Genomic DNA, 21,247 nt, shown 5'->3' with positions numbered 1-21,247 from the left:
GGATGAAGACTTTCGTCGTTGATCTTAACAAGTGCAACGGCTGTTACGCCTGTCAGCTTGCATGCAAGGATGAGAACGTTGGCAATGCATGGCCGCCCTACTCGAAGCCAGAGCCAAATACGGGACAATTCTGGCTCAAGATGTACGAGCGCACTCATGGCCAAGTCCCTAAAGTTCGCATTGAGTATCGTCCGATGCTGTGCCGTCACTGTGAGTATTGCCCTTTGATCGAGGCTGCACCCGAAGCCGTGTATCGTCGCGAGGATGGCCTGGTTATCATCGATCCTGAGAAGGCCGTGGGTAGGAAAGACCTGGTGCATCTTTGCTCGTATGGTGCGGTGTATTGGAACGAAGATTTGAGCCTTGCTCAAAAATGCACCGGTTGCGCTCACCTTGTCGATGAAGGAGAGCTCCCTCACTGTGTTGATGCCTGCGCAACGGGTGCCCTACGTTTCGGTGATGAAGAGGAGTTTGCTGACGAGATTGCGCAAGATACCGGCGCGTTCAATATCGCTGATTCGGGTTCGCGCGTGCATTATCTCAACCCATTCGGCTTCTTTATTTCCGGTGAAGTATGGGATCCAGAAGCCGATCTCATCATTGAGGGTGCGAAGGTGACTTTGCGCTGCCCCAGTGGCGAGACTCTCGAGACCGAGACGGATGGGTTTGGTGACTTTTGGTTCAAGCACCTGAATCTTGGTGAGTATGTTTTGAACATTGAAGCTCCAGGTTTCAAAGGTGTGAAGAACAAGCCCATCACGTTGCAAGAAAGCCTCAACATAGGTGACTTTCCACTGGAAAAGGAATAAGGAGCTACGATGGATAACAAGCAAACCATGAGTCCGGCAAAGGCGTGGTTGCAGTTTGCAATCGTCTTTTTCGCGGGCATCACTATTGCAATGGGCATGTTCAAGGTCCCTGTCAACATGCCCAACATCATGAACTTCTATGGGACTGACATGACTACGGTCAGCTGGATGATGTCCATTGTCGGTATCAGTTGTCTGGTTACCGCGCTTCCCGCCGGTGGCATCATGCAGAAGGTTGGCGTCAAGACATTTGGCATCATTGTCATCGTCTGCGGCATTCTGGAATGCCTTTTGGGCGCCGTTGCTCCGAGTATCGAATTGCTTATCGCAAGCCGCGTGCTCGACGCTGTTTCCTATGGCTGTCTGACCATGGTAAGCGTCGCGATTATCTCGGCAAGCTTCGCTCCTGAACAACGAGGCTTGCCCAATGGTATCTGGGTTATTTGGGTTCCTGTCGCGCAGCTTCTGGTCGCTCAGATCGCTAATGGCGTCGTCCCTGCATTCGGCTGGCAGGGCGAGTGGATTGTTGTTGGCGTTTGCCAGATCATCGCCCTCGTGTTGTTCATTTTGTTCATTAAGAATCCGGGTCAGCAAGCTGCCGATGCCGATGGCACCGATGAGCCAGAGGAGAAGGCTTCGATCGTCGATGGTTTGAAGGAGCCAGGCCCTTGGCTGCTCACCCTCATCTGCTGTGGTCTGGCGTTTGGATGTTCTGTTTACACTGGCCTGTATCCGGCTTACCTGTCGAGCCCCATGGGCGCTGGTCTGGATCCTGCAGATGCGAATAATCTGGTTTCTCTGGGATCTCTTGGCGGCATTGTCGGCAGTGTGCTCATTGGCATCATCATCAATATCGTCAAGCCGACCAAGCGCGGTTGGCTGATGTTGGCGATATGCGCCGTGAGTATCGTGACGTTCCTCGTCGTATTCAGTGTCCCGGCTGCCATCATGGCAATCTTCATCATCTGGTACTCGTTCGTTTCCACGATCAACATGCCGGTGGCGTTTGCTTGGGTGCCCGATATCCTGAAGAATCCCAAGACGCTCTCGATGGCTATGGGCATCATGATGATTGGCGCTAACATCGGTGGCGCTCTCGGAGTGACGCTGCCCAGTGCCCTCATCGATGGCGCTGGTGGTGTGTGGGCCGCGTGCCTGCCGCTCATCGTCGGGCTTGCAATCGTCAGCCTCGTGCTTACGGTTATGCTCACTCTCTACGTCAAGAAGAAGGTGCTTCCGGTGCGTCCGGACCTGGAAGGCAAGTAGTACCGTCCATCCGTTTGCCCAGCCGGCTATTTCCCTGAGTTTTGCCCCCAACCGGCTGGGCACCCCCCCCATTCGTTCATGTTGGCAACTTGCGACTACGGAACGCATCGTTAGGTGAGTTCCAGGTCTTGCGATATTGCTGACGATCTAAAGAAAAGGAGAGACCATCATGGCAGATGAAAGTGCAGCTGACGAAAAGCGTGTCGAGGAGGCTCAGGAGGAGAGGGAGCTTACCTCCTACGAGCGCATGGGCATGGCAGACAATCATGTCGCCAATGATGCGAAAAAACGCGACATCTTCATTCCCAAGCCTCCCTCCGGTGAATAGCAAAAGACGACCTGGTCTTTCGTCTTGTGGGTGACCAGGAGAGATTTGGAGAAATGCACTATGAGGGATTATTCGCTTATTTCAGCCGATGTGTTTCATAAACGCATCAACAGCTGGTAGTGCAGGGAGATGGACCATGTCGTTAAATGAAGAGCAGCGAGGGGCTTGCGCGTCAAAGCCCCTCGCGGATCAGCGTATTCTTGACCCTTACGGGGCCAAGAAGTGGATTGCCCTTGCAGGAATCTTTTTGTGCCACGTCGCGCTCGAGTGTGCAGTGGGCGTTACCGGCGGCGTTGGCGCGCGTTTGGTAAGCGATTACGGAATCAATCCAGCCGATGTTGGCGTGCTCGCGTCCGCTTCTTTTCTCACCGGAGCCGTGTTTGCCATTCCGTTTGGTGTTCTTGGAGACAAGATACAAGTCTCGACTGCCATGAAGATTGGCGCTCTTATATCGTTGGCTGGTGTGTGGATGCGTGTCGCATTCTATCCCACAGGCCAGTTCTGGCTATATTATCTTGCGACTTTCGTCATAGGATTTGGCCTTGCCGGGCTCAATGCGAATTCGCTCAAGTACCTAAGCTTATGGTTCAAGAATCGCATTGCCTTGGCGATGGGGTTTTACGTCGCAGGAGCGCCGGTGGGCATTACACTGGGCGTGCAGTTTCCCGCCCTTTTTGAATCGACGATGGCCGTCCTCACCGCCACGAGCGTCGTATCCACAGTTGGTGTCCTGTGCTTCATGCTTCTGGGAAAGACGCCGCAGAAGGCGGCAGAGTCAGCTGGCAGCCATATTGGCATTTCCGAGTATCTCGCTGTTTTCAAGCGACCCTGGGTTTGGATCGCCTCACTGGTCATTGCCTTGCCCATGGGAGCTGGCACGACCTTCGCGTCGAGTCTGACGGCTGCTGTCGTAGCCTCGAAAGGGGTAACGGAGATCTTTGCAAATAACATGGTTACGCTCAACAGCTTTGGAATGATGGCTGTGAGCATCCTGTTTCCGTTCGTTCTCGAAAAGATTGGCATGAAGAGAACGCAGGCGTGCATTTTGAGCGGATGCCTATGTATCTTCCTGATATGCGTGTTCGGATGGTTCATGCCCAATGGCGAGCTTGTCGTTTTGCTGTTGGGCATAACTGGTTTTTTCAATGGCGTTGTGAATCCGCTTGGCAAGGCGCTTCTGGGCATGTTGAAGGAGATTATCCGCGAGCCGGAGATAATGGGTGTTGCAGGCGGTCTGCAAGCGACGTTGCAGAACCTTGGAGCGTGGCTCATACCGGTTCTCATCGCCCTTGGTGCAGGCTCCAACAACTATGCTCTGTTCGCAATTACGGGCATCGTGTATCTAGCTGCTGGCATCATCGCCTTTGCGATACCTCGCCGCCTTATCAGTTTTGATAAGCAGTAAGAAGCGCGGCTTTCGATTTGCGATGGTGCGCATGTGATAGGGCTCGCATGCAAAGAAATTTCGATTATGTGTAGCCGGCGGTACGGGGGTGCGGGAAATTTACGATTTTGTGAAGTTGGCCAGCCGTGATTGTAGGGTTTTCTCGATTGTGTGAAAGTTGCTTTGCGATTAGTCACACATAATCGAAATTTTCTTACACGGGTCTTGCCGCGGTCTCACATAATCGTCAGTTTCATGCATCCCAATGGAATGAAGTGACGTTGGTCAATCGAAACGGGCGGCCGCAAAGTGCGACCGCCCGTTTAAGGCTATCAGCTAAATGTCACCTATGCGTTCTTCAGGAACGCCTCGTAACCCTTGCGGGCCTCGTAGATGTCGGCCTTGCTCGTGATCTCCCAGGGTGCGTGCATCGAGAGCACGGCCACGCCACTGTCGATGACGTCCATGTCGTACTTGGCCGGGATGTAGGCGATCGTACCGCCACCGCCGATGTCGACGCGACCGAGCTCGGCGGTCTGAAACGCGACGCCCGCACCGTCCATGACGCGGCGCACCTCGGCGACGAACTCCGCCGACGTGTCGTTGCTGCCGCTCTTGCCGCGTGCGCCCGTGTACTTGTTGAAGACGAGGCCGCGACCCATGTAGGCGGCGTTCTTGGGCTCGAAGACGCTCGCGTAGCAGGGGTCGAGTGCGGCGGAGACGTCGGAGGACAGCATCTTGCACGCACCGAGCGCGCGGCGTAGCTTGAGCTGGCCGCCTTCGCCGGCGAGCTCCATGATCTCGGCGATGGTGTTCTCGAAGAACAGTGACTCCATGCCCGTAGCGCCCACGCTACCGATCTCCTCCTTGTCGACCAGCACGGTGACGGCGGTGCGCTTGGGATTTTCGATGGCGAGCTGGGCGACGAGCGACGTGTAGGCGCAGACGCGGTCGTCCTGGCCGTAACCGATGACCATGGAGCGGTCGAAGCCCATCTCGCGGGCACGACCGGCTGGAACGATTTCGAGCTCGGCGGAGAGGAAATCCTCCTCCTCGATGCCGTAGTACTCGGCAAGGTACTTGAGCACGGATGCCTTGACCGGCTCCTTCTCGGCGACCTTCTCCCATGCGGGAGAGTCGTCGTTGAGCTTGTCCTTCTCGAAGAGAAGCGGCCTGCTGCCCACGATCACATCGAGGTCTTCAGCATCGATGACCTCCTTGGCATTCTTCTCCATCTGCTTTTGCCCCAGATGGGGGAGGAGGTCCGAGATGCAGAACACGGGGTCGGATGGGTCTTCGCCGACGCGGACCTCGATGGACTTGCCCGCCTTGAGGGCGATGACGCCGTGGATAGCCAGCGGGAGCGTGACCCACTGGTACTTCTTGATGCCGCCGTAATAGTGCGTGTCGAGCAGCGCGATGTCCGTGTTCTCGTAGAGCGGGTTTTGCTTGGCGTCGAGGCGAGGCGAGTCGATGTGGGCGCCCAAGATGTTGAAGCCGTCTTCGAGCGGGTCGGTACCGAGCACCGCCAAGATGAGGGCCTTGCCGTGGGTCTGGGCGTAGACCTTGTCGCCGGCCTTGAGCTTGCGCTGCTTCTTGATGGCCTTGGCGAGCGACTTGTACCCGGCCTTTTCGGCCAGAGCGATCGAGGCGCTCACGCATTCGCGCTCGGTCTTGTTCTCCGAGATGAACTCGATGTAATCGTTGCTGAGTTTCTCGAGCTCATCGAGATCCTTGTCGCTATAGCTCTTCCATGCGTTCTCGCGTTCCATGAACACCCTCCTATATGGTGGTCGATGCAGTATGCTTAGTGCGTCAATATACTACGAGTGCGCGAGTGGGAAGGCGATTGTCATGAGCCTGATAGAAATTAGCCGTCAGTTTGACGATACAGCGCTGGCGCTTCTGCGCTCGTGCATCGGGCGCGAGCTCGTCGCATACGAGGGCTATTGCCTCGACGGCGAGAGCGACCACATATACAAGACCGCGCGGCTCGTCTTCGACGGCTTTGCGATCGACCTCGTGAACGAGCACGAGACACTTGCGTTGGGGCCGGACTTCATCGAGGAGGAGGTCACGATTCTGCGTGCCGAGCCGGCGAAGGGGGAGCTGTGGACGCCGCCGGGCAAGCACGTGACGCGCGTGGAGTGCGGCTTTCAGGTGGCCGACATACTCGTGGTGGTGGATACGGCGTTGCTCGTCAAGGGATCGCGGCGACTCATCGACTTCAAATGCGTGCAGGCGGTGATCATCGAGAGCGAGGACGGTGGGCTGCTCGCCTTCGACCGCGACATATGGAGTGACGAGTACCTGACGGTGAACCGCGGGGAAAGCATCTCGACTACGACGCGCGACTTCAGGGCCGATTGGGTGGCCGAGCCGCCGTACGGCTACGAGTTTGGGCGCAGCATCCTGCGCCTCACGAACCCGGGGGTATAGAGAGCTTTTCCTTTACAGCTCTACGCGGCTGAATTGGGCGAGGATCTCGGTGGCGGCGGTGCAGGCGTCGCAGTCGCACCACTTTGCGCCGTCGGCCTTGCGTTGTTCCTGCTTCGCCAAAATCTGGGCGGCTGCCTCTTCGCCGAACATCTCCTTGGCGGGGCCTTGAGCAAAGGCGATGACGCCGTCGATGGTGGTGGGGCGTCCCTCGAGGATGTCGAGCAGCTGCTCGGTTGCCTGCTCGACGGCTGCATCGCTGTTGTCGGCAGCGACGGCTTCCTTCCATGCGAGCGCTGCGTCCTTGGTCACCTGCGTACTGGCCTGTGATGTCGAGAGAATGTCGACGCGCGGTGCGACGTAATCGAACGTGGCCTGTTCCATGACGTGCCTCCTTGAGCGAAGTTTGGATATCGACTGAAGTATAGCCTCATGGATTCCAGTGAGACAGCGTCTCTGAGTAACTGTCTCATTTTCTTGTCCCGCTTAGAATCTCCTTAAATTTCGGCGACGAGCATCGCGGGAACGAGGCGAATTGCTATCATTGTCTCCCCTTTGGAGATGGGGCCTGTAGGGCGCCTCGAGTTAGGACTGACGATGAAGAGCAAATCGCCACTTCACAAGATTCGCGCCCTCAAGGGCATGCGCTCCCGCAATGACGGGAGCTCTTCCTCCGCGCCGGCAGACGTCATGCACCTCGATACCATCGTCACGCGCTGTGACCCCAAGGCTATCGACGGTGTGTACCGTCACGCGCCTGCCGCGCTGCACGTTCCCCGGCAGATCGACGCCTGTCCGGGCATCTCGTTCTTCGGCCGTCGCATCAAGTCGCTCGTCTTCTCCACGGACCTGGCCATCATCTGCAACTGCGATGCCGACGCCGTGCTCGCCGTGTACCCCTTCACCTGCCAGCCCATCATCACGCAGGGACTCGTGACCGCTTCGGGTCGCCCGGTCTTCACGGGTGTCGCCGGCACGACCACCACGGGCACGCGCTCGAAGGCGATGGCGGTTCAGTCCGAGATGCAGGGTGCCTACGGCGTCGTCGTTAATTCGCCCACGAGCATCGAGGACGTACATCAGATTTCCTCGAGCATCGATATCCCCGTCGTCCTCACGGTTGTGACTTTCGACGAGCTCATCGCCACCAAGATCATGGCCGGCGCCAAGGTGGTCAACGTTGCCGCCGGCAAGGACACGCCGATGGTCGTCGAGAAGGTGCGCGAGCGCTTCCCGGAGATTCCCATCATCGCGAGTGGCGGCAAGGACGCCGCCTCCATCAGGAGCACGATCGATGCCGGCGCGGACGCTATCACCTGGGTACCGCCCACGATGCAGCAGCTCCAAAGGGAGCTCATGGACGTGAACCGAGCCGAAGGCCAACCGACCGAACCGGATGCCGTGGCCTAGGGCTTTTTCGTGGGATTCGTCGAGATATTCCTCATTGGCGTTGGCCTGTCGATGGATGCGTTTGCGGTGTCCGTCTGCAAGGGCCTGGGCATGCATCGCGTCAACTACGCCCATGCGCTCGTCATCGCGCTGTTCTTCGGCGTCTTCCAGGGCCTCATGCCGGTCATCGGCTGGTTGGTGGGAAGCGCGTTCGCGGTCTACGTCACGGCGGTCGACCATTGGATCGCCTTTGCGTTGCTCGCGCTCGTCGGCGGAAAGATGTTGTGGGATGCCTTCCATGACGAAGATGCGGAAGAGGACGGCGAAACGTCCACGCAGAAGCTCGACTTGCGCGAACTCTTCATGCTCGCCATCGCCACGAGCATCGACGCGTTGGCCGTCGGTATCAGCTTCTCGTTTCTGCAGATCGACATCGTGGCGGCTGCGCTGATCATCGGCTGCACGACCTTCGTCCTCTCGCTTGTCGGCGTTGTCGTGGGCAACCGCTTTGGGGTGCGCTTCGAGAAGCCGTCGCAGATCGCGGGCGGTATCGTGCTCATCGCCATCGGTCTCAAGATACTCCTCGAACATCTGGGTCTCATCGCGTTTTAGCGGCGTTTGAGCGCGTTATCGTCGTGACGCTGCGGTATGATGTGTCACTGTTTTATCTGACGCACGTATCTGACGGCACATCGGAGGTTGGCCATGCACGAGGCGTATGATCCGCATTCCATCGAACCCAAATGGCAGCAGTACTGGGCGGAGCATGAGCTATTCAAGCTTGACGAGGCATCCGAGCGCCCTGCGAAGTACGTGCTCGAGATGTTCCCGTATCCGAGCGGTGACATCCACATGGGTCACGTGCGCAACTACACCATCGGCGACGTCTACGCGCGCTACCTGCACATGAATGGCTACGACGTGCTGCATCCCATCGGATGGGATGCCTTTGGCCTGCCGGCCGAAAACGCCGCCATCAAGCATCACAGCCATCCGGCCACCTGGACTTTCGAGAACATCGACACCCAGATGGCGAGCTTCAAGCGCATGGGCCTTTCCTACGATTGGGACCGCACGGTCATCACGTGCAAGGAGGACTACTACCGCTGGGGTCAGTGGTTCTTCCTCAAAATGTACGAGAAGGGCCTGGCGTATCGCAAGTCGAATCCCGTCAACTGGTGTCCGGACTGCAAGACGGTGCTCGCCAACGAGCAAGTCGAGCAGGGCACGTGCTGGCGCTGTCACTCCACCGTCGAGCGCCGCGAGCTCGACCAGTGGTATCTCAAGATCACCGATTACGCTCAAGAGCTGCTTGATGATCTCGACAAGCTGCCTGGCTGGCCCGAGCGCGTCAAGCAGATGCAGGCCAACTGGATTGGCCGCAGCGAGGGTGCTGAGGTGAAGTTCACGCTCTGCGATGAGACGGGCGAGCCCACCGACGAGACCATCACCGTGTTCACGACGCGTCCCGACACGCTCTTCGGCTGCACCTTCTTCATGCTCGCGCCCGAGCACAAGCTCGTCGAGCGCCTGATCGCGGGCACCGAGTACGAGGCCGAGGTGCGCGAGGTGCAGAAGGTTGCGGCCGCCGCCACGGCCGTCGAGCGTACGATGGGCGACCGCGAGAAGCACGGCGCGTTCACGGGCCGCTATGTCATCAACCCCGTCAACGGTGCCAAGGTGCCGGTCTGGGTTTCCGACTACGTGCTGACCGACTACGGCACGGGCGCCGTCATGGCCGTGCCCTGTGGCGACCAGCGCGACTTCGAGTTTGCGCGCAAGTACGGCCTGCCCATCCCGCCGGTCGTCGTGCCTGCGGACAGCCCGCTTGCCACCGAACTTGCCGACGTGCGCGACCTCGAGGTGACCGACGTGGATTGGGACGAGGCCTATGCCGGCGACGGCATCATGGTGCAGTCCGGGCAGTTCACCGGCATGCCCGGCGGACACGACTCCGAGGGCATGCAGGCGGTCATCGACTGGCTCGCCGAGCGCGACCTGGGCCAGGGGGTCGTGAACTTCCGCCTTCGCGACTGGCTCATCAGCCGTCAGCGCTATTGGGGAAATCCCATCCCGATGATCTACTGCGACGAGTGCGGCCTGGTGCCCGTTCCCGAACAGGACCTGCCGGTCATTCTCCCCATGGACATCGACATCGCCGCCGGCCAGACGCTCAAGGACTCCAAGGAGTTCTACGAGTGCATTTGTCCCGTGTGTGGCAAGCCCGCGCATCGCGAGACCGACACCATGGACACCTTCACGTGCAGCTCGTGGTACTACCTGCGCTATACCGACCCGCACAACAAGAGCCTGCCCTTTGCCAAGGACAAGGCCGATCGCTTCATGCCCGTCGATCAGTACATCGGTGGCATCGAGCATGCCATCTTGCACCTGCTGTACTCGCGCTTCTGGACCAAGGTCGCGCGTGATGCCGGCATGCTCGATTTCGACGAGCCATTCACGAACCTGCTGTGCCAGGGCATGGTCAAGGACTCCAAGGGCGAGACGATGTCCAAGTCCAAGGGCAACGTCGTGTCGCCCGAGTCGCTCATCGACGAGTACGGCGTCGATGCCGCCCGCGCGTGCATCCTGTTCATGGCGCCACCCGACAAGGACCTGCAGTGGGACGACAAGAGCTGTGCGGCCATGGCGCGCTTCTTGAAGCGCGCGTGGGGGCAGGTGTGGTCGCTGGCCGATGCCACTGGTCCGACCGATGACGGGCAACTCGCCAAGGAGCTCAACCGTCAGATGCATGCGACCATCAAGAAAGTGGGCGCCGACATCGAGCGCTTCAACTTCAACACGGCACTCGCGGCCATCATGGAGCTCTCCAACACGACGGCCGATTATCTCAACGCCACGGTGGAGGACGCACGCGACAAGGAGCTGTGCCGTGCGGTCGCCACAACGCTCGTGCTGCTGCTCGCTCCCTATGCCCCGCACTGGGCAGACGAGCTGTGGACCGAGGCACTCGGTAACGAGGGCAGTGCCTATGCTGCCAGCTGGCCGAGCTTCGATGAGGAGGCCACCAAGGCTGACGAGGTCGAGCGCGCCGTCATGATCGGCGGCAAGGTACGCGGCCACATAACGACGGCGGCCGATGCCAGCGAGGACGAGATCGTCGCGGCGGCTCTCGAAGCTGTGGCCGATCGCATCGAGGGGCTCACCGTGCGCAAGACCATCGTCGCCCCGACCGTCGTCAACGTGGTTGCGAATTAACGGGATTTGTCTGTCGACAGGTGCGCGACGCTTGCCAAGGATGGCGGGCGCATGACCATTTTCGGAGACGCGTTGCCAAGGATGTTGGGCTGTTGACCGCCGGATGCCAAAGTTCACGGTCAGTGACCGCCTGGCTTGGCAAAACGGGAAGAAACGCCTCTTTTGGCGGTCACGCGGCGGGGTTTCTTGGCACGGAGCGTCCGGAAGCGGTCGCGCACTCGTCATCCTTGTCGCAATGCCGCCAATGTGTCACGGGGTCTGACCCCTGTGACACGACGAGGCAAAAGCGCCCTGGCGGGTTTTTGTCTCATTGACTTGTGCATGAATCCGAGTACAATAGGATGGCTTGTCGAAGCGTCCATTCGGTGTGCTTCGAGGCTGCTTGCAGCCACGGTATGGCTTTCTACGCCGCCGTTAGAGCTAGAAGAGTGAAGGAGAAAGTGGGATTTGCCCCGCTTTCTTTGTTTGTAAGGAGACGTGCAGGTGAATAGGGAAGACAAGCTCATCGAGGTACTCGAGCCGCTTGCAAGCAAGCACGGTCTCGACCTCGTGACGGTCGAGGTTGCCGGTACGCGCAAGCGTCCCGTTCTGCGCGTGTTTCTCGACACTCCGGCTGGTGGCATCACACTCGACGAGCTCGTCGATGCCCAAGAGTGGGTGGATGCGGCCATTGAGGAAGCCGACCCCTTCATGGAATCATACGACCTCGAGGTCTCGTCACCGGGCATCGACCGTCCCCTGCGCAAGCGCGATGACTTCGATCGCTTTGCGGGAGAGACCACGGTGGTCTATCTCAAGCCAGGGGCCGCACGCAGCAAGTTCACGGGAATCTCGCACGGGCTCGAAGGTGATGAGCTCGTGCTTGAAATGGAAGATGGCACGATGGAGCGCCTTGCCTTTGATCGCATCAAGAAGGCGCACATCATTGGCCAAATCGATTTTGGCGGTCGCAACTTCGATGACGAAGACGCGACGCTTGATCAGGACAACTAAATAGGGAGGAATCATGTCATCAGAACTCATCAGCGCACTTTCCGATCTCGCCGCCGAGCGTGGTATCGATCAGCTCGCCGTGCTCGAGCGCCTCGAGCAGGATCTTGCGCGCAGCTATAAGGGCATTCTCGACCTTGATTGGGATGCGCAGGTCACCATCGACCGCGAGAGCGGCCGCATTTTCGTCTACGAGATGGTTGGCATCGGCGAGGAGGATCCCGAGACGGGCGAGTACGAGGACTACGAGCCGCGTGACGTGACGCCCGAAAACGTATCGCGCATCGCCGCGCAAAACGCCAAGCGCGTCATCAACGAGATCGTCCGCGATGCCGCCCGTGCGAGCATCTACAAGGAGTTCGCCGACCGCAAGGGTGAGCTCATCACCGGTACCGTGCTGCAGACCACGCCGGACTTCACCATCATCAAGATCCGCGATGGCGTCGAGGCCGAGCTGCCGCACTTCGACAGGCGTCGCAACGAGAACGAGCGCAACGAGCGCCCTTCCAACGAGTATTACCAGCACAATCAGCGCATCAAAGCGCTCATCATCGACGTACGCGACCCAAGCCAGCAGGCACAGGGGGCCACGCGCACGCGCGATGGTGGCAACCGTCCGAGCATCATCGTGAGCCGCACGCATCCCGATCTCATCCGTCGCTTGCTCGAGCTCGAGGTGCCCGAGATCTACGATGGCGTCGTCGAGGTCAAGTCCGTCGCGCGCGAGGCCGGCGCCCGCTCCAAGATCGCCGTGCATTCCCGCGAGTCCAACCTCGATCCGGTAGGCGCATGCGTCGGCCCCAAGGGCTCGCGCATCCGCATGGTGGTCGGCGAGCTGCGCGGCGAGCGCATCGACGTCATCCAGTGGAGCGAGGATCCGGTGACCTTCGTGGCCAACGCGCTCTCGCCGGCCAAGGTCTCCAGCGTGCTTATCAACGAGGACACCCATTACGCAACCGTCGTCGTGCCCGATGACCAGCTTTCGCTCGCCATCGGTAAAGAAGGCCAGAACGCGCGCCTTGCGGCGCGCCTCACCGGCTGGCACATCGACATCAAGTCGGCGAGCCTCGTTGCCGCCGATGGCGGGTCGCTCGTGTCCATGACCTCCCTCATCGACGAGGAAGACGACGTGGTCGAGGAGCCGGTGGACCAGCGCTGCGAGTATGTGAGCCCCGAGGGCGTCCGTTGCCGCAACCATGCCCGTCCCGGCTCGCACTTCTGCGGCATCCATGCCGATGGCCAGGGATCCGAGCCCGTCGAGGACGAGGAAGAGGAGTCCCTCATCTAATGACGAAGAAGGTTCCCATACGCACCTGCATCGCATGCCGCGCGAGTTCTGACAAACGCACGCTCGTGCGTTTCGTGTGCGGCGCAGACGGGGTGGTTGCCCTCGATGCGAGCGGCAAGATGGCGGGACGTGGGGCCTATGTCTGCGCGGACGAGGCGTGCTTTGCCAAGGCATGCGAGAAGCGCCTTTTGGGCGGTCGTCTGCGCACCAAGGTGGGAAACGACGATTACGAACGGCTGAGGGCCGATTTTGACGCATACATGCGCACCTCGAGTGCGGCATCAGCAGGGGATAGGTGATAGGGAATATGGCAGGAATGCGTGTACATGAGCTCGCCAAAGAGTTCGGGATGACCTCCAAGGAGCTCGTCGAGAGACTCAAGGAGATGAAGATCCCCGTCAAGAATCATGCGTCCACGCTTGTCGATGCCTATGTCGACAAGATTCGCAAGGAGCTTGGGCCAGAGTTGCAAAAGCGCACCGAGGAGGCCCAGGAGGACAAAGGGAAGGACGCCGCTGCCGAGGAGCAGGTAAGTGCCGAGGAAGAGGAGCGCAAGCGCCTCGAGGAGGAGCACAAGCAAGCTGCCCAGGCCGAGATCAAGCGTCGTCAGAAGGAGCAGAAGAGGCGCGAGGCTGCCGAGGCGGAGGCCAAGGCCGCCAGCCAGCAGGAGGTCGAGGAGGTCGTCGAGGAACCCAAGCCTTCCAAGCCCTCGGTCTTCGATGGGCTTCTCTCGCAGATCGCTGCCGAGAGCAACCGTCTGACGCAGGAGAAGAAAGAGGCGGACGAGGCTCGCGCCGCTGCTGCCGCGCAGGCGAGCGCCGAGCCCGCGCAGGCCGATTCGCCCTATCGCGAGAAGGGCGCCAAGAAGAAAAAGAAGGCTCGCCAGCAGGTGGAGGTCGACTCGGAGTCCGAGGACGACCGTTACCGCCAGATGGCGCAGGCCGTCGAGCAGCTGCAGCGCGACAAGGTTCTCGAGGAGGCGCGTGCCGCCGTTGCCGAGGTCGAGAAGCAATCGACTGGCCGTCGCAAGAAGCGCAAGGAGCGCCGAGCCGCCGAAGCTGCCAAGAAGGCCGAGGAAGAGGCGCAGCGCAAGGCAGAAATCACGGGTGTGCCCGTGGGCGTCGTCCAGGTCACGAGCGGCATCACGGTGGGCGAGCTCGCCGATGCGCTCGAGGTGCCCGGCAACGAGGTCGTCAAGAGGCTCTTCCTGCTCGGCACGCCGCTGACCCTCACCCAGTCGATGAGCGACGACTTGGTCGAGCTCATCGCTGGCGACATTGGCCGCGAGGTCAAGATTATCTCGCCGGAGGAGGAGATGTCGTTCACCTTCTACGATGACGAGAAGGACCTCAAGCCGCGTCCGCCCGTCGTTACCGTCATGGGTCACGTCGACCACGGCAAGACCTCGCTGCTCGATGCCATTCGTCATTCGGGCGTGCAGCAGGCCGAGGCCGGTGGCATCACGCAGGCCATCGGCGCATCCGTGGTCTGGATCAACGGCAATCAGATCACCTTCATCGACACCCCGGGCCACGAGGCGTTTACCGCCATGCGCGCGCGTGGTGCGCAGGTCACCGATATCATCGTCCTGGTCGTCGCTGCCGATGACGGCGTCATGCCGCAGACCATCGAGGCCATCGATCACGCCAAGGCAGCCGATGTCCCCATCGTCGTGGCCATTAACAAGATCGATAAGCCGGGCGCCAATCCCGATCGCGTGAAGAGCGAACTCGCCGAGCGTGGCGTCGTGCCCGAGGAGTGGGGCGGCAACAACATGTTCGTCGAGGTCTCGGCTCGCCAGAACCTCAACATCGACGAGCTGCTCGAGACGATCATCCTCCAGGCCGAAGTACTCGAGCTCAAGGCCAACCCCGATACGACCGCGAGCGGCTTCGTCATTGAGGCCAACCTCGACAAGGGCCGCGGTCCGGTGGCGACCGTCATCGTGCAGCGTGGTACGCTGCGCGTGGGCGACGCTCTCGTCGCAGGCGTGTGCTTCGGTCACGTGCGTGCGCTCATCGACCCGAAGGGCAATTCGGTCAAGGAGGCCAAGCCCGCCGATCCGGTCGAGATCCTGGGCCTGTCCTCGGTCCCGAGCGCCGGTGACGAGTTCGCCGTCTTCGAAAACGAGTCCGAGGCCCGTAGCCTGGCTGCCGAGCGCGAGCTCAAGCAGCGCCTGGCCGCGCAGGAGGCTCCGCGTCACATGAACCTCGATGACCTCTTCGCCCGCATCGAGGCCAACAAGCATGCCGAGCTCAACCTCATCGTCAAGGCCGACACCCAGGGTTCCATCGAGGCTCTGCGCGGTGCGCTCGAGAAGATGGATCAGTCCGAGGTGCGCATCAACGTCATCCGCGCCGCCGTCGGTGGCGTTACCGAGACGGACGTCAACTTTGCCGCGGCATCCGATGCCATCATCATCGGCTTCGGCGTGCGTCCGCAGGCCGGCGTGCGTCAGGCTGCCGAGCGCGAGAAGGTCGACATCCGCCTGTACCGCGTCATCTACCAGGCTATCGAGGACATCAACGCCGCACGCGTCGGCTTGCTCGCTCCCGAGGAGGTCGAGGTCGATACCGGTTCCGCCACCGTGCGCGAGACCTTCAAGATGCCCAAGGTCGGCGTCATCGCCGGCTGCATCGTCACCGAAGGCGAAATCGCCAACACCGACCACGTGCGCATCGTGCGTGACGGCGTCATCGTTCACGACGGCTCCATCATGTCCATGCGCCACTATCGTGATGACGTGTCATCGGTGCGTTCGGGCACGGAGTGCGGCATCGGCATCGAGGACTTCCAGGACATCAAGGAAGGCGACGTCATCGAGGGCTATCGCATCGAGCAGGTCGCCCGTAAGGAATAGACATGAAACAGACACCCACATCGCGTCGTGTCAACGAGGAACTGCGCGAGAAGATCGCCAACGTGCTGCTGTTCCAGATCGCCGACCCGCGTCTCGAGCTCGTGACGGTCACCGACGTCGAGGTCTCCAAGGACCGCGAAGTCGCCAACGTCTACGTGAGCGCCGATGCGAGCCGCTATGACGAGGTCATGGAGGGGCTCGAAGCCGCCAAGGGCCGCATACGCTCGCTTGTCGGCAAGAGCCTCGGTTGGCGCGTCACGCCCGAGTTGCGCTTCTTCATCGACCCGTCGGTCGACGCTGCCGAGCGCATCGCGTCGCTGTTTTCCGACGAGGGCTAGCGCAGCGCAATCATCGTTTGCGATCACGTACCAGGACCAAAAGGACGATCAATGGCGAAGCTCGATTACACGAATGGCATTGAGCTGCTTGACGGGGCGCGAAGCGTCGCCGTCTGCGGCCATGTCAACCCGGATGGCGATTGCCTCGGCAGCGCGCTTGCCCTCACGCTGGGCCTGCGCAGTCTCGGTTACGAGGTGACGCCGCTGCTCGCGACGCGCGAGCAGCCCAAGCTCTACGACTTTCTCGCAAGCTACGGGGACTTCATGCCCGCTTGCGAGTATCATGCGCGCCCGGACGTCTTCATTCTCGTTGACGTGCCGAGCGCCGCGCGTGCCGGTGATGGCGAGCACGTCTTCAAGCGCGCGAAGAAGACGCTTGTCATCGACCATCACCAGGGCGATGCATCCTTTGCCGATGTCGGCTATGTCGACAGCACGGCTGCGGCTGCGGGCATGCTCGTCTGGGATTTCCTCGAACAGGCCGGCGCCGAGATGACGGCGGATATCGCGACCTGTTGCTATACCGCGCTCGTGACCGACACGGGCAGGTTCCAGTTTCAGAATGCCGACTCGCGTGCGCTCATGGCGGCGGCCGACATGGCGGCGGCCGGCGCGCTTCCCTCCGAAGTCGCACGCTACGTCTACCAGCGTCGCAGTTGGGCAGCCTTGCAGCTCGAGGCGCTCGTCGTGCGTCGTCTCGAGTTGCTCTTCGACGGCAAGCTCGCCCTGTCGTGGGCTTGCGAGGCCGACTTCGAGGAGCTTGGCGCGAGCAAGGAGGACGGCGATTCGCTCATCGACGCGATACGCCAGCTCGATGGCGTCGAGATCGCCGTCATGCTGCGTGAGCAGGGTCCCGTCGTGCGCGGCTCGATTCGCTCCAAGACCGATCGCGATGTCGCTGCCATCGCCGCCCAGATGAACGGTGGCGGTCACAAAGCGGCAGCCGGCTTCACCATTCACGGCAAGCTGCCCGAAGCGCGTGCCATCGTCGAGGGCCTCGTTGCGGAGTCCTTTGCCGAACAACCGAAGGCCTCGATGACGACGGATGCCGAGGTAACCGCCACGACGGCATTCACGAGGATTCGCGAGGACATGCTATGAGCCGCAGGCGTGGTGCCAGCGGACTGTGCGGCGTGCTCGCGCTCGACAAGCCCTATGGGATGACATCGCACGATGTGGTCAATCGCGTACGCCAGATTACGGGTGAGCGGCGCGTGGGGCATGCCGGCACGCTCGATCCGGCCGCGACGGGTCTCATGCTCGTGGGAGTGGGCGCAGCCACGCGCCTGTCCGAGTACCTCACCGGACACGACAAAGGCTACGATGCCCGCATCGTCTTTGGCGCCGCCACCGATACGGATGATGCCCAGGGACGCACGCTCGCGAGCGCGTCTGACGGGGAGCTTGCGGATATCATGCGGTCAGTGGATGCCCAGGCCATCCTCGACGAGTTCACGGGCGAGCTCGAGCAGCTTCCGCCTGCGTATTCTGCCATCAAGAAGAACGGCGTCGTCGCCTACAAGGCGGCGCGTGAGGGCACGTGCCTCGAGCTTGAGGCGCGCCACGTCACTGTGTACGGGGCGCAGCTTGTGGGCGCGGGCGTGTGCGAGGCGAAGCTCATCTGCGCCGATGGCAGCACGTCGGTGCGCGTGCTGCCCTTCTGGGACGTCCATTTCGACGTGAGCAAGGGTACGTACATCCGTGCCCTCGCGCGTGATATCGGTGCCTATCTCGGATGCGGCGCCCATTTGGGCTCGCTTCGCCGTACGTCGGTTGCCACGATGGGCATTGACGAGGCCTGCTCCATCGACGAGCTCGCGAACCGTGCCGAGGCAGGCGGCGTGCTGCCGTGGTGCGACCCGGCTCGGCTCTTGGGATTTCCCGTCATCGAGCTCGGCGAGCAACAGGCGCAATGTGTGGCAAACGGTCGCGAACTTACCGATATCTCCGCAGACGAGGGCATGATTTCGTGCATTCGCGACAACAAGCTGCTCGCCGTCTACAACTTCGTTGCCGGGGCATGTCGCCCCGCGACGGTCATTCCCGGGGGTGTCATCGGCGTTGGCTAAGGCGGGGACAATCACACGGTGCGATCCAGCGGCGTTTCGTGCGGGCGAGATCTCTCCGCTCGGTCGAGATAACAATGGGACTGTTCTCGTCATTGGCGTTTTCGATGGCATGCACATCGGTCACCGGGCGATTTTCGCGCAAGCGCGCGAAAGGGCTCGCGAGCTTGGCCTGCCCCTCGTCGCCGTGACCTTCGACCGCGATCCCGATGAGATATTCCGTGCCGATGATCCCACCTTCGGCAAGCTGCTCTCGAACGACGAGCGCCTTGCGATGGTTGCCGAGCAGGCCGAAGGCGGGGTGCTGAACCTCGTCACGAGCTCGGAGCTGTTCTCGATGCCGCCCGCGGAGTTTCTCGACTTCCTGGGTAGCGTCACGAATCCACGTGCTATTTTCACCGGCTTGGATTTTCACTTTGGCGCCCATGCCAGCGGCACGGTCGAGGATCTGGGGCGTTGGGCGCTCGACCACGGATGCGAACCCGTCTCCTGCGAGCTCATCGAGGAGAATGGCGAGGTCATCTCGTCGACACGCATACGCGCGGAATTGCGCGAGGGCGCGGTTACGCAGGCAAAGCGCTTGCTTGCCGGCAGGCCGCACAGCATCGTCGGCACCATCGTGCATGGTCGTGGCGCAGGTGACGGCTTCGGCTTTGCGACGGCCAATCTCGACCTTTCGAATTGCGAGACCATGTTGCCGCGCGAAGGCGTCTACGGTGCGTACGGCATTGTCGATGGCGCACGCTACGCGGCTGCCGTCAACGTGGGCGTTGCCAGGAGCTTTGCCGAGGCGACGGCTCCGGTCGAGGCACATTTGCTCGACTTTGACGGCGATCTTTACGGCAAGGACATTCGCATCGAGTTCGAAGAGTGGCTGCGTGGACCGCGCGTGTTCGAGACGAAGGATGAGCTCATTGAGACGGTGATGGGCAACATCGAATGGGTGCGTGAGCACCTGGGAGGCAAGTAGCCATGGCGCGCATCTCCGATGACGACATCCGCCGCGTGCGCGAGGCGACCGATTTGGTCTCCCTCGTGAACGAGCGCGTCGTGCTCAATCAGAAGGGCCGTCTGTTCTGGGGATGCTGTCCGTTCCATGACGAGAAGACCCCCTCGTTCAAGATAGATCCCGACTTGCAGAACTGGCACTGTTTCGGGTGCGGCAAGAGCGGCGATGTCTTCGGCTATCTCATGGAAAGCGAGCATCTCGAGTTTCCCGAGGCCGTGCGCGCGCTGGCCGATCGCGCCAACATCGAGATCACCGAGGTGGGCGGGAGCGGCGTTCCCCGCAGCCTCAAGGACCGCATGATGCAGGCCTGCGCCGAGGCCGAGAACTTCTATCACATGGAGCTCATGCGCTCGCGCGATGCTGGCCCCACGCAGGCCCGCGCCTATTTGCACGAGCGTGGCTTTGGCTCGGAGTGCGCGCGGGAGTGGAAGCTTGGCTATGCCCCCGGCCACGGCAAGCTCGTCGCACATCTCCAGTCACGGGGATTTACCCGTGACGAGCTCGTCGGTGCGAACCTCGCCTTCGTGAACAAGGGCGGATATCTCATCGACCGCTTCTTCGAGCGCGTGATGTTTCCCGTGCACGATTTGCAGGGGCGCAGCATAGCGTTTGGCGGCCGCATCATGGGGCAAGGCGAACCCAAGTACCTCAACACTTCGGAGACGCCCATCTTTCACAAGTCATCGAACATGTTCGGTATCGACGTTGCGAAGAATGCCATCGTCAACAGCGGCGAGGCCATCGTCGTGGAAGGCTATACCGATGTCATCGCCATGCACCGGGCTGGCATCAAGAACGCCGTCGCCACGCTCGGCACGGCGCTCACGGCCCAGCATGTCAAGCTCATCAGCCGCTTCGCCTCGCGTATCGTCTATCTCTTCGACGGTGATGCCGCGGGCCAGAAGGCGGCGGATCGCGCGAGCGAGTTCATCGACTGGCAATCGGCGGTCGAGAGCCGTCGTGATCCGATCGACCTGCGCGTCGTGGTGCTTCCCGATGGCAACGACCCGGCGGAGTTCCTCGGTGCGCATGATGCGGATGCGATGCGTGCCATCATCGCCGCTGCCGAGCCGCTGCTCGCCTTTTCGATCAATCGCTGCATCGAGCGCTACGACTTGCGTCGTCCGGAAAACAAGGCGCGTGCCATGACGGAGGCACTGCAGATTCTGTATCCCATCAAGGACTCCGTTTCGGCAACGGATTATGTCAATATCATCGCCGACCGTTTGAATGTGGAGTATACTGCCGTATTCAAGGCTCTCAAGGAGACCAAGGCCCCTATGGCTGCCCGCCATCAAAACGATCAGGCCGTCTCAGAGCCCCAACCGAATGCGGTTAACCCGGTAGCCGAGCAGATCATCGAGGCGGACCAACAATCCGCTCGTATGGAGTATGGGCTCATCGCGCTCGTTGTGACAGACGCTCATCTTCTCGATCACATTGGGAAGGACCTGATGCGCATCAGGTGGATGGATCAGGCCGCAGAGAGCATGGCCGATGCTCTCATCGCGCTTGACCATGATGCATCTGCCGCGCAGGCGCTCGCGTCAGTCCAGAGGGCGTGTCCCGATGCTTCGACCCTGCTCGCCCAGGCGATGATCGAAACGGAGGACAGCACAGAGAAGCTGTTTCAAGCGCGCCTCATGGTTCGCACGCTACGCGAGCGTGACCTTGAGCGAAGCATTCGAGATGCGAAGGCACGCATGCGTTCGGAAAGTGGGCTTTCACCCGAGGAACTCGACAAGCTCTTCGAGCGGACCGTGTCGATGCAAAAGGAACTCGTCAGACTGCGAAACAACGCGCCTGACGATATGAAGGATTAGAAAAGGGGATTGACGTGGCAAAGACTTCCACCACGAAAAAGA

General features: G+C 60.8%; 18 protein-coding genes. 16 read left to right on the top strand and 2 right to left on the bottom strand.

The annotated features are described in order from the left end of the window. The first annotated feature begins 2 nt into the window (after nt 1–2). The 3 genes from DBY20_08935 (at nt 3) to DBY20_08925 (ending at nt 3,808) form a co-directional block, all read left to right on the top strand. Entirely contained in the window at nt 3–809 is an 807-nt protein-coding gene (locus tag DBY20_08935; GenBank protein ID PWL77481.1) for an oxidoreductase, read from the top strand. Nucleotides 810–818: 9 nt separating this feature from the next. Continuing rightward, nucleotides 819–2,075: a hypothetical protein gene (locus DBY20_08930; GenBank protein ID PWL77480.1), complete on the top strand. Its 1,257-nt coding sequence runs from the start codon at nt 819–821 to the stop codon at nt 2,073–2,075. A 416-nt stretch (nt 2,076–2,491) separates the two neighbouring features. Continuing rightward, entirely contained in the window at nt 2,492–3,808 is a 1,317-nt protein-coding gene (locus DBY20_08925) for a hypothetical protein (GenBank protein ID PWL77479.1), read from the top strand. A gap of 326 nt (nt 3,809–4,134) precedes the next feature. On the opposite strand, the gene DBY20_08920 is transcribed toward DBY20_08925, so the two are convergent. Beyond that, nucleotides 4,135–5,559, bottom strand: a complete 1,425-nt coding sequence (locus DBY20_08920; protein ID PWL77478.1) for an aminopeptidase — start codon at nt 5,557–5,559, stop codon at nt 4,135–4,137. A 274-nt stretch (nt 5,560–5,833) separates the two neighbouring features. On the opposite strand from DBY20_08920, the gene DBY20_08915 reads away from it, so the two are divergent. Further along, nucleotides 5,834–6,226 (top strand): hypothetical protein, encoded by a 393-nt coding sequence (locus tag DBY20_08915; GenBank protein ID PWL77477.1) that lies wholly within the window; start codon nt 5,834–5,836, stop codon nt 6,224–6,226. 12 nt (nt 6,227–6,238) lie between these two features. Here the strand turns inward: DBY20_08915 and DBY20_08910 are convergent, their stop codons facing one another. Then, the gene (locus DBY20_08910) at nt 6,239–6,607 is read right to left on the bottom strand and encodes a 3-hydroxyisobutyrate dehydrogenase (protein ID PWL77476.1); all 369 of its coding nucleotides are present in this window, start codon (nt 6,605–6,607) and stop codon (nt 6,239–6,241) included. A gap of 306 nt (nt 6,608–6,913) precedes the next feature. On the opposite strand from DBY20_08910, the gene DBY20_08905 reads away from it, so the two are divergent. The 12 genes from DBY20_08905 (at nt 6,914) to DBY20_08850 (ending at nt 21,205) form a co-directional block, all read left to right on the top strand. Then, a complete protein-coding gene (locus DBY20_08905; GenBank protein PWL77614.1) occupies nt 6,914–7,633 on the top strand; it encodes a dioxygenase in 720 nt (239 codons plus the stop codon). Between the two features lie 9 nt (nt 7,634–7,642). Further along, on the top strand, nt 7,643–8,224 hold the full coding sequence (locus tag DBY20_08900; GenBank protein PWL77475.1) for a hypothetical protein: 582 nt from the start codon (nt 7,643–7,645) through the stop codon (nt 8,222–8,224). Nucleotides 8,225–8,317: 93 nt separating this feature from the next. After that, nucleotides 8,318–10,831 (top strand): leucine--tRNA ligase, encoded by a 2,514-nt coding sequence (locus tag DBY20_08895; GenBank protein ID PWL77474.1) that lies wholly within the window; start codon nt 8,318–8,320, stop codon nt 10,829–10,831. 477 nt (nt 10,832–11,308) lie between these two features. Continuing rightward, nucleotides 11,309–11,824 (top strand): ribosome maturation factor, encoded by a 516-nt coding sequence (locus tag DBY20_08890; protein PWL77473.1) that lies wholly within the window; start codon nt 11,309–11,311, stop codon nt 11,822–11,824. A gap of 10 nt (nt 11,825–11,834) precedes the next feature. Beyond that, entirely contained in the window at nt 11,835–13,109 is a 1,275-nt protein-coding gene (locus tag DBY20_08885) for an antitermination protein NusA (protein PWL77472.1), read from the top strand. Further along, nucleotides 13,109–13,408 (top strand): DUF448 domain-containing protein, encoded by a 300-nt coding sequence (locus tag DBY20_08880; GenBank protein ID PWL77471.1) that lies wholly within the window; start codon nt 13,109–13,111, stop codon nt 13,406–13,408. Before DBY20_08885 ends, DBY20_08880 begins: the two co-directional genes overlap by 1 nt. A gap of 8 nt (nt 13,409–13,416) precedes the next feature. Beyond that, nucleotides 13,417–15,969, top strand: a complete 2,553-nt coding sequence (locus DBY20_08875; GenBank protein PWL77470.1) for a translation initiation factor IF-2 — start codon at nt 13,417–13,419, stop codon at nt 15,967–15,969. Nucleotides 15,970–15,971: 2 nt separating this feature from the next. After that, nucleotides 15,972–16,307: a 30S ribosome-binding factor RbfA gene (gene rbfA / locus DBY20_08870; protein ID PWL77469.1), complete on the top strand. Its 336-nt coding sequence runs from the start codon at nt 15,972–15,974 to the stop codon at nt 16,305–16,307. 51 nt (nt 16,308–16,358) lie between these two features. Continuing rightward, nucleotides 16,359–17,408: a recombinase RecJ gene (locus tag DBY20_08865; protein ID PWL77468.1), complete on the top strand. Its 1,050-nt coding sequence runs from the start codon at nt 16,359–16,361 to the stop codon at nt 17,406–17,408. Further along, nucleotides 17,405–18,376 carry a tRNA pseudouridine(55) synthase TruB gene (gene truB / locus DBY20_08860; protein ID PWL77467.1) on the top strand — a complete coding sequence of 324 codons (972 nt, stop codon included), beginning with the start codon at nt 17,405–17,407 and terminating at the stop codon, nt 18,374–18,376. The genes DBY20_08865 and truB overlap by 4 nt, the downstream gene beginning before the upstream one ends. A gap of 109 nt (nt 18,377–18,485) precedes the next feature. Beyond that, complete coding sequence (locus tag DBY20_08855; protein PWL77466.1) at nt 18,486–19,343, top strand: riboflavin biosynthesis protein RibF; 858 nt, start codon at nt 18,486–18,488, stop codon at nt 19,341–19,343. 2 nt (nt 19,344–19,345) lie between these two features. Further along, entirely contained in the window at nt 19,346–21,205 is a 1,860-nt protein-coding gene (locus DBY20_08850) for a DNA primase (GenBank protein PWL77465.1), read from the top strand. Nucleotides 21,206–21,247 lie beyond the last annotated feature (42 nt).

This window comes from Coriobacteriia bacterium (assembly GCA_003149935.1).
GTDB lineage: Bacteria > Actinomycetota > Coriobacteriia > Coriobacteriales > QAMH01 > QAMH01.
This window is presented reverse-complemented; position numbering and strand designations above follow the sequence as displayed.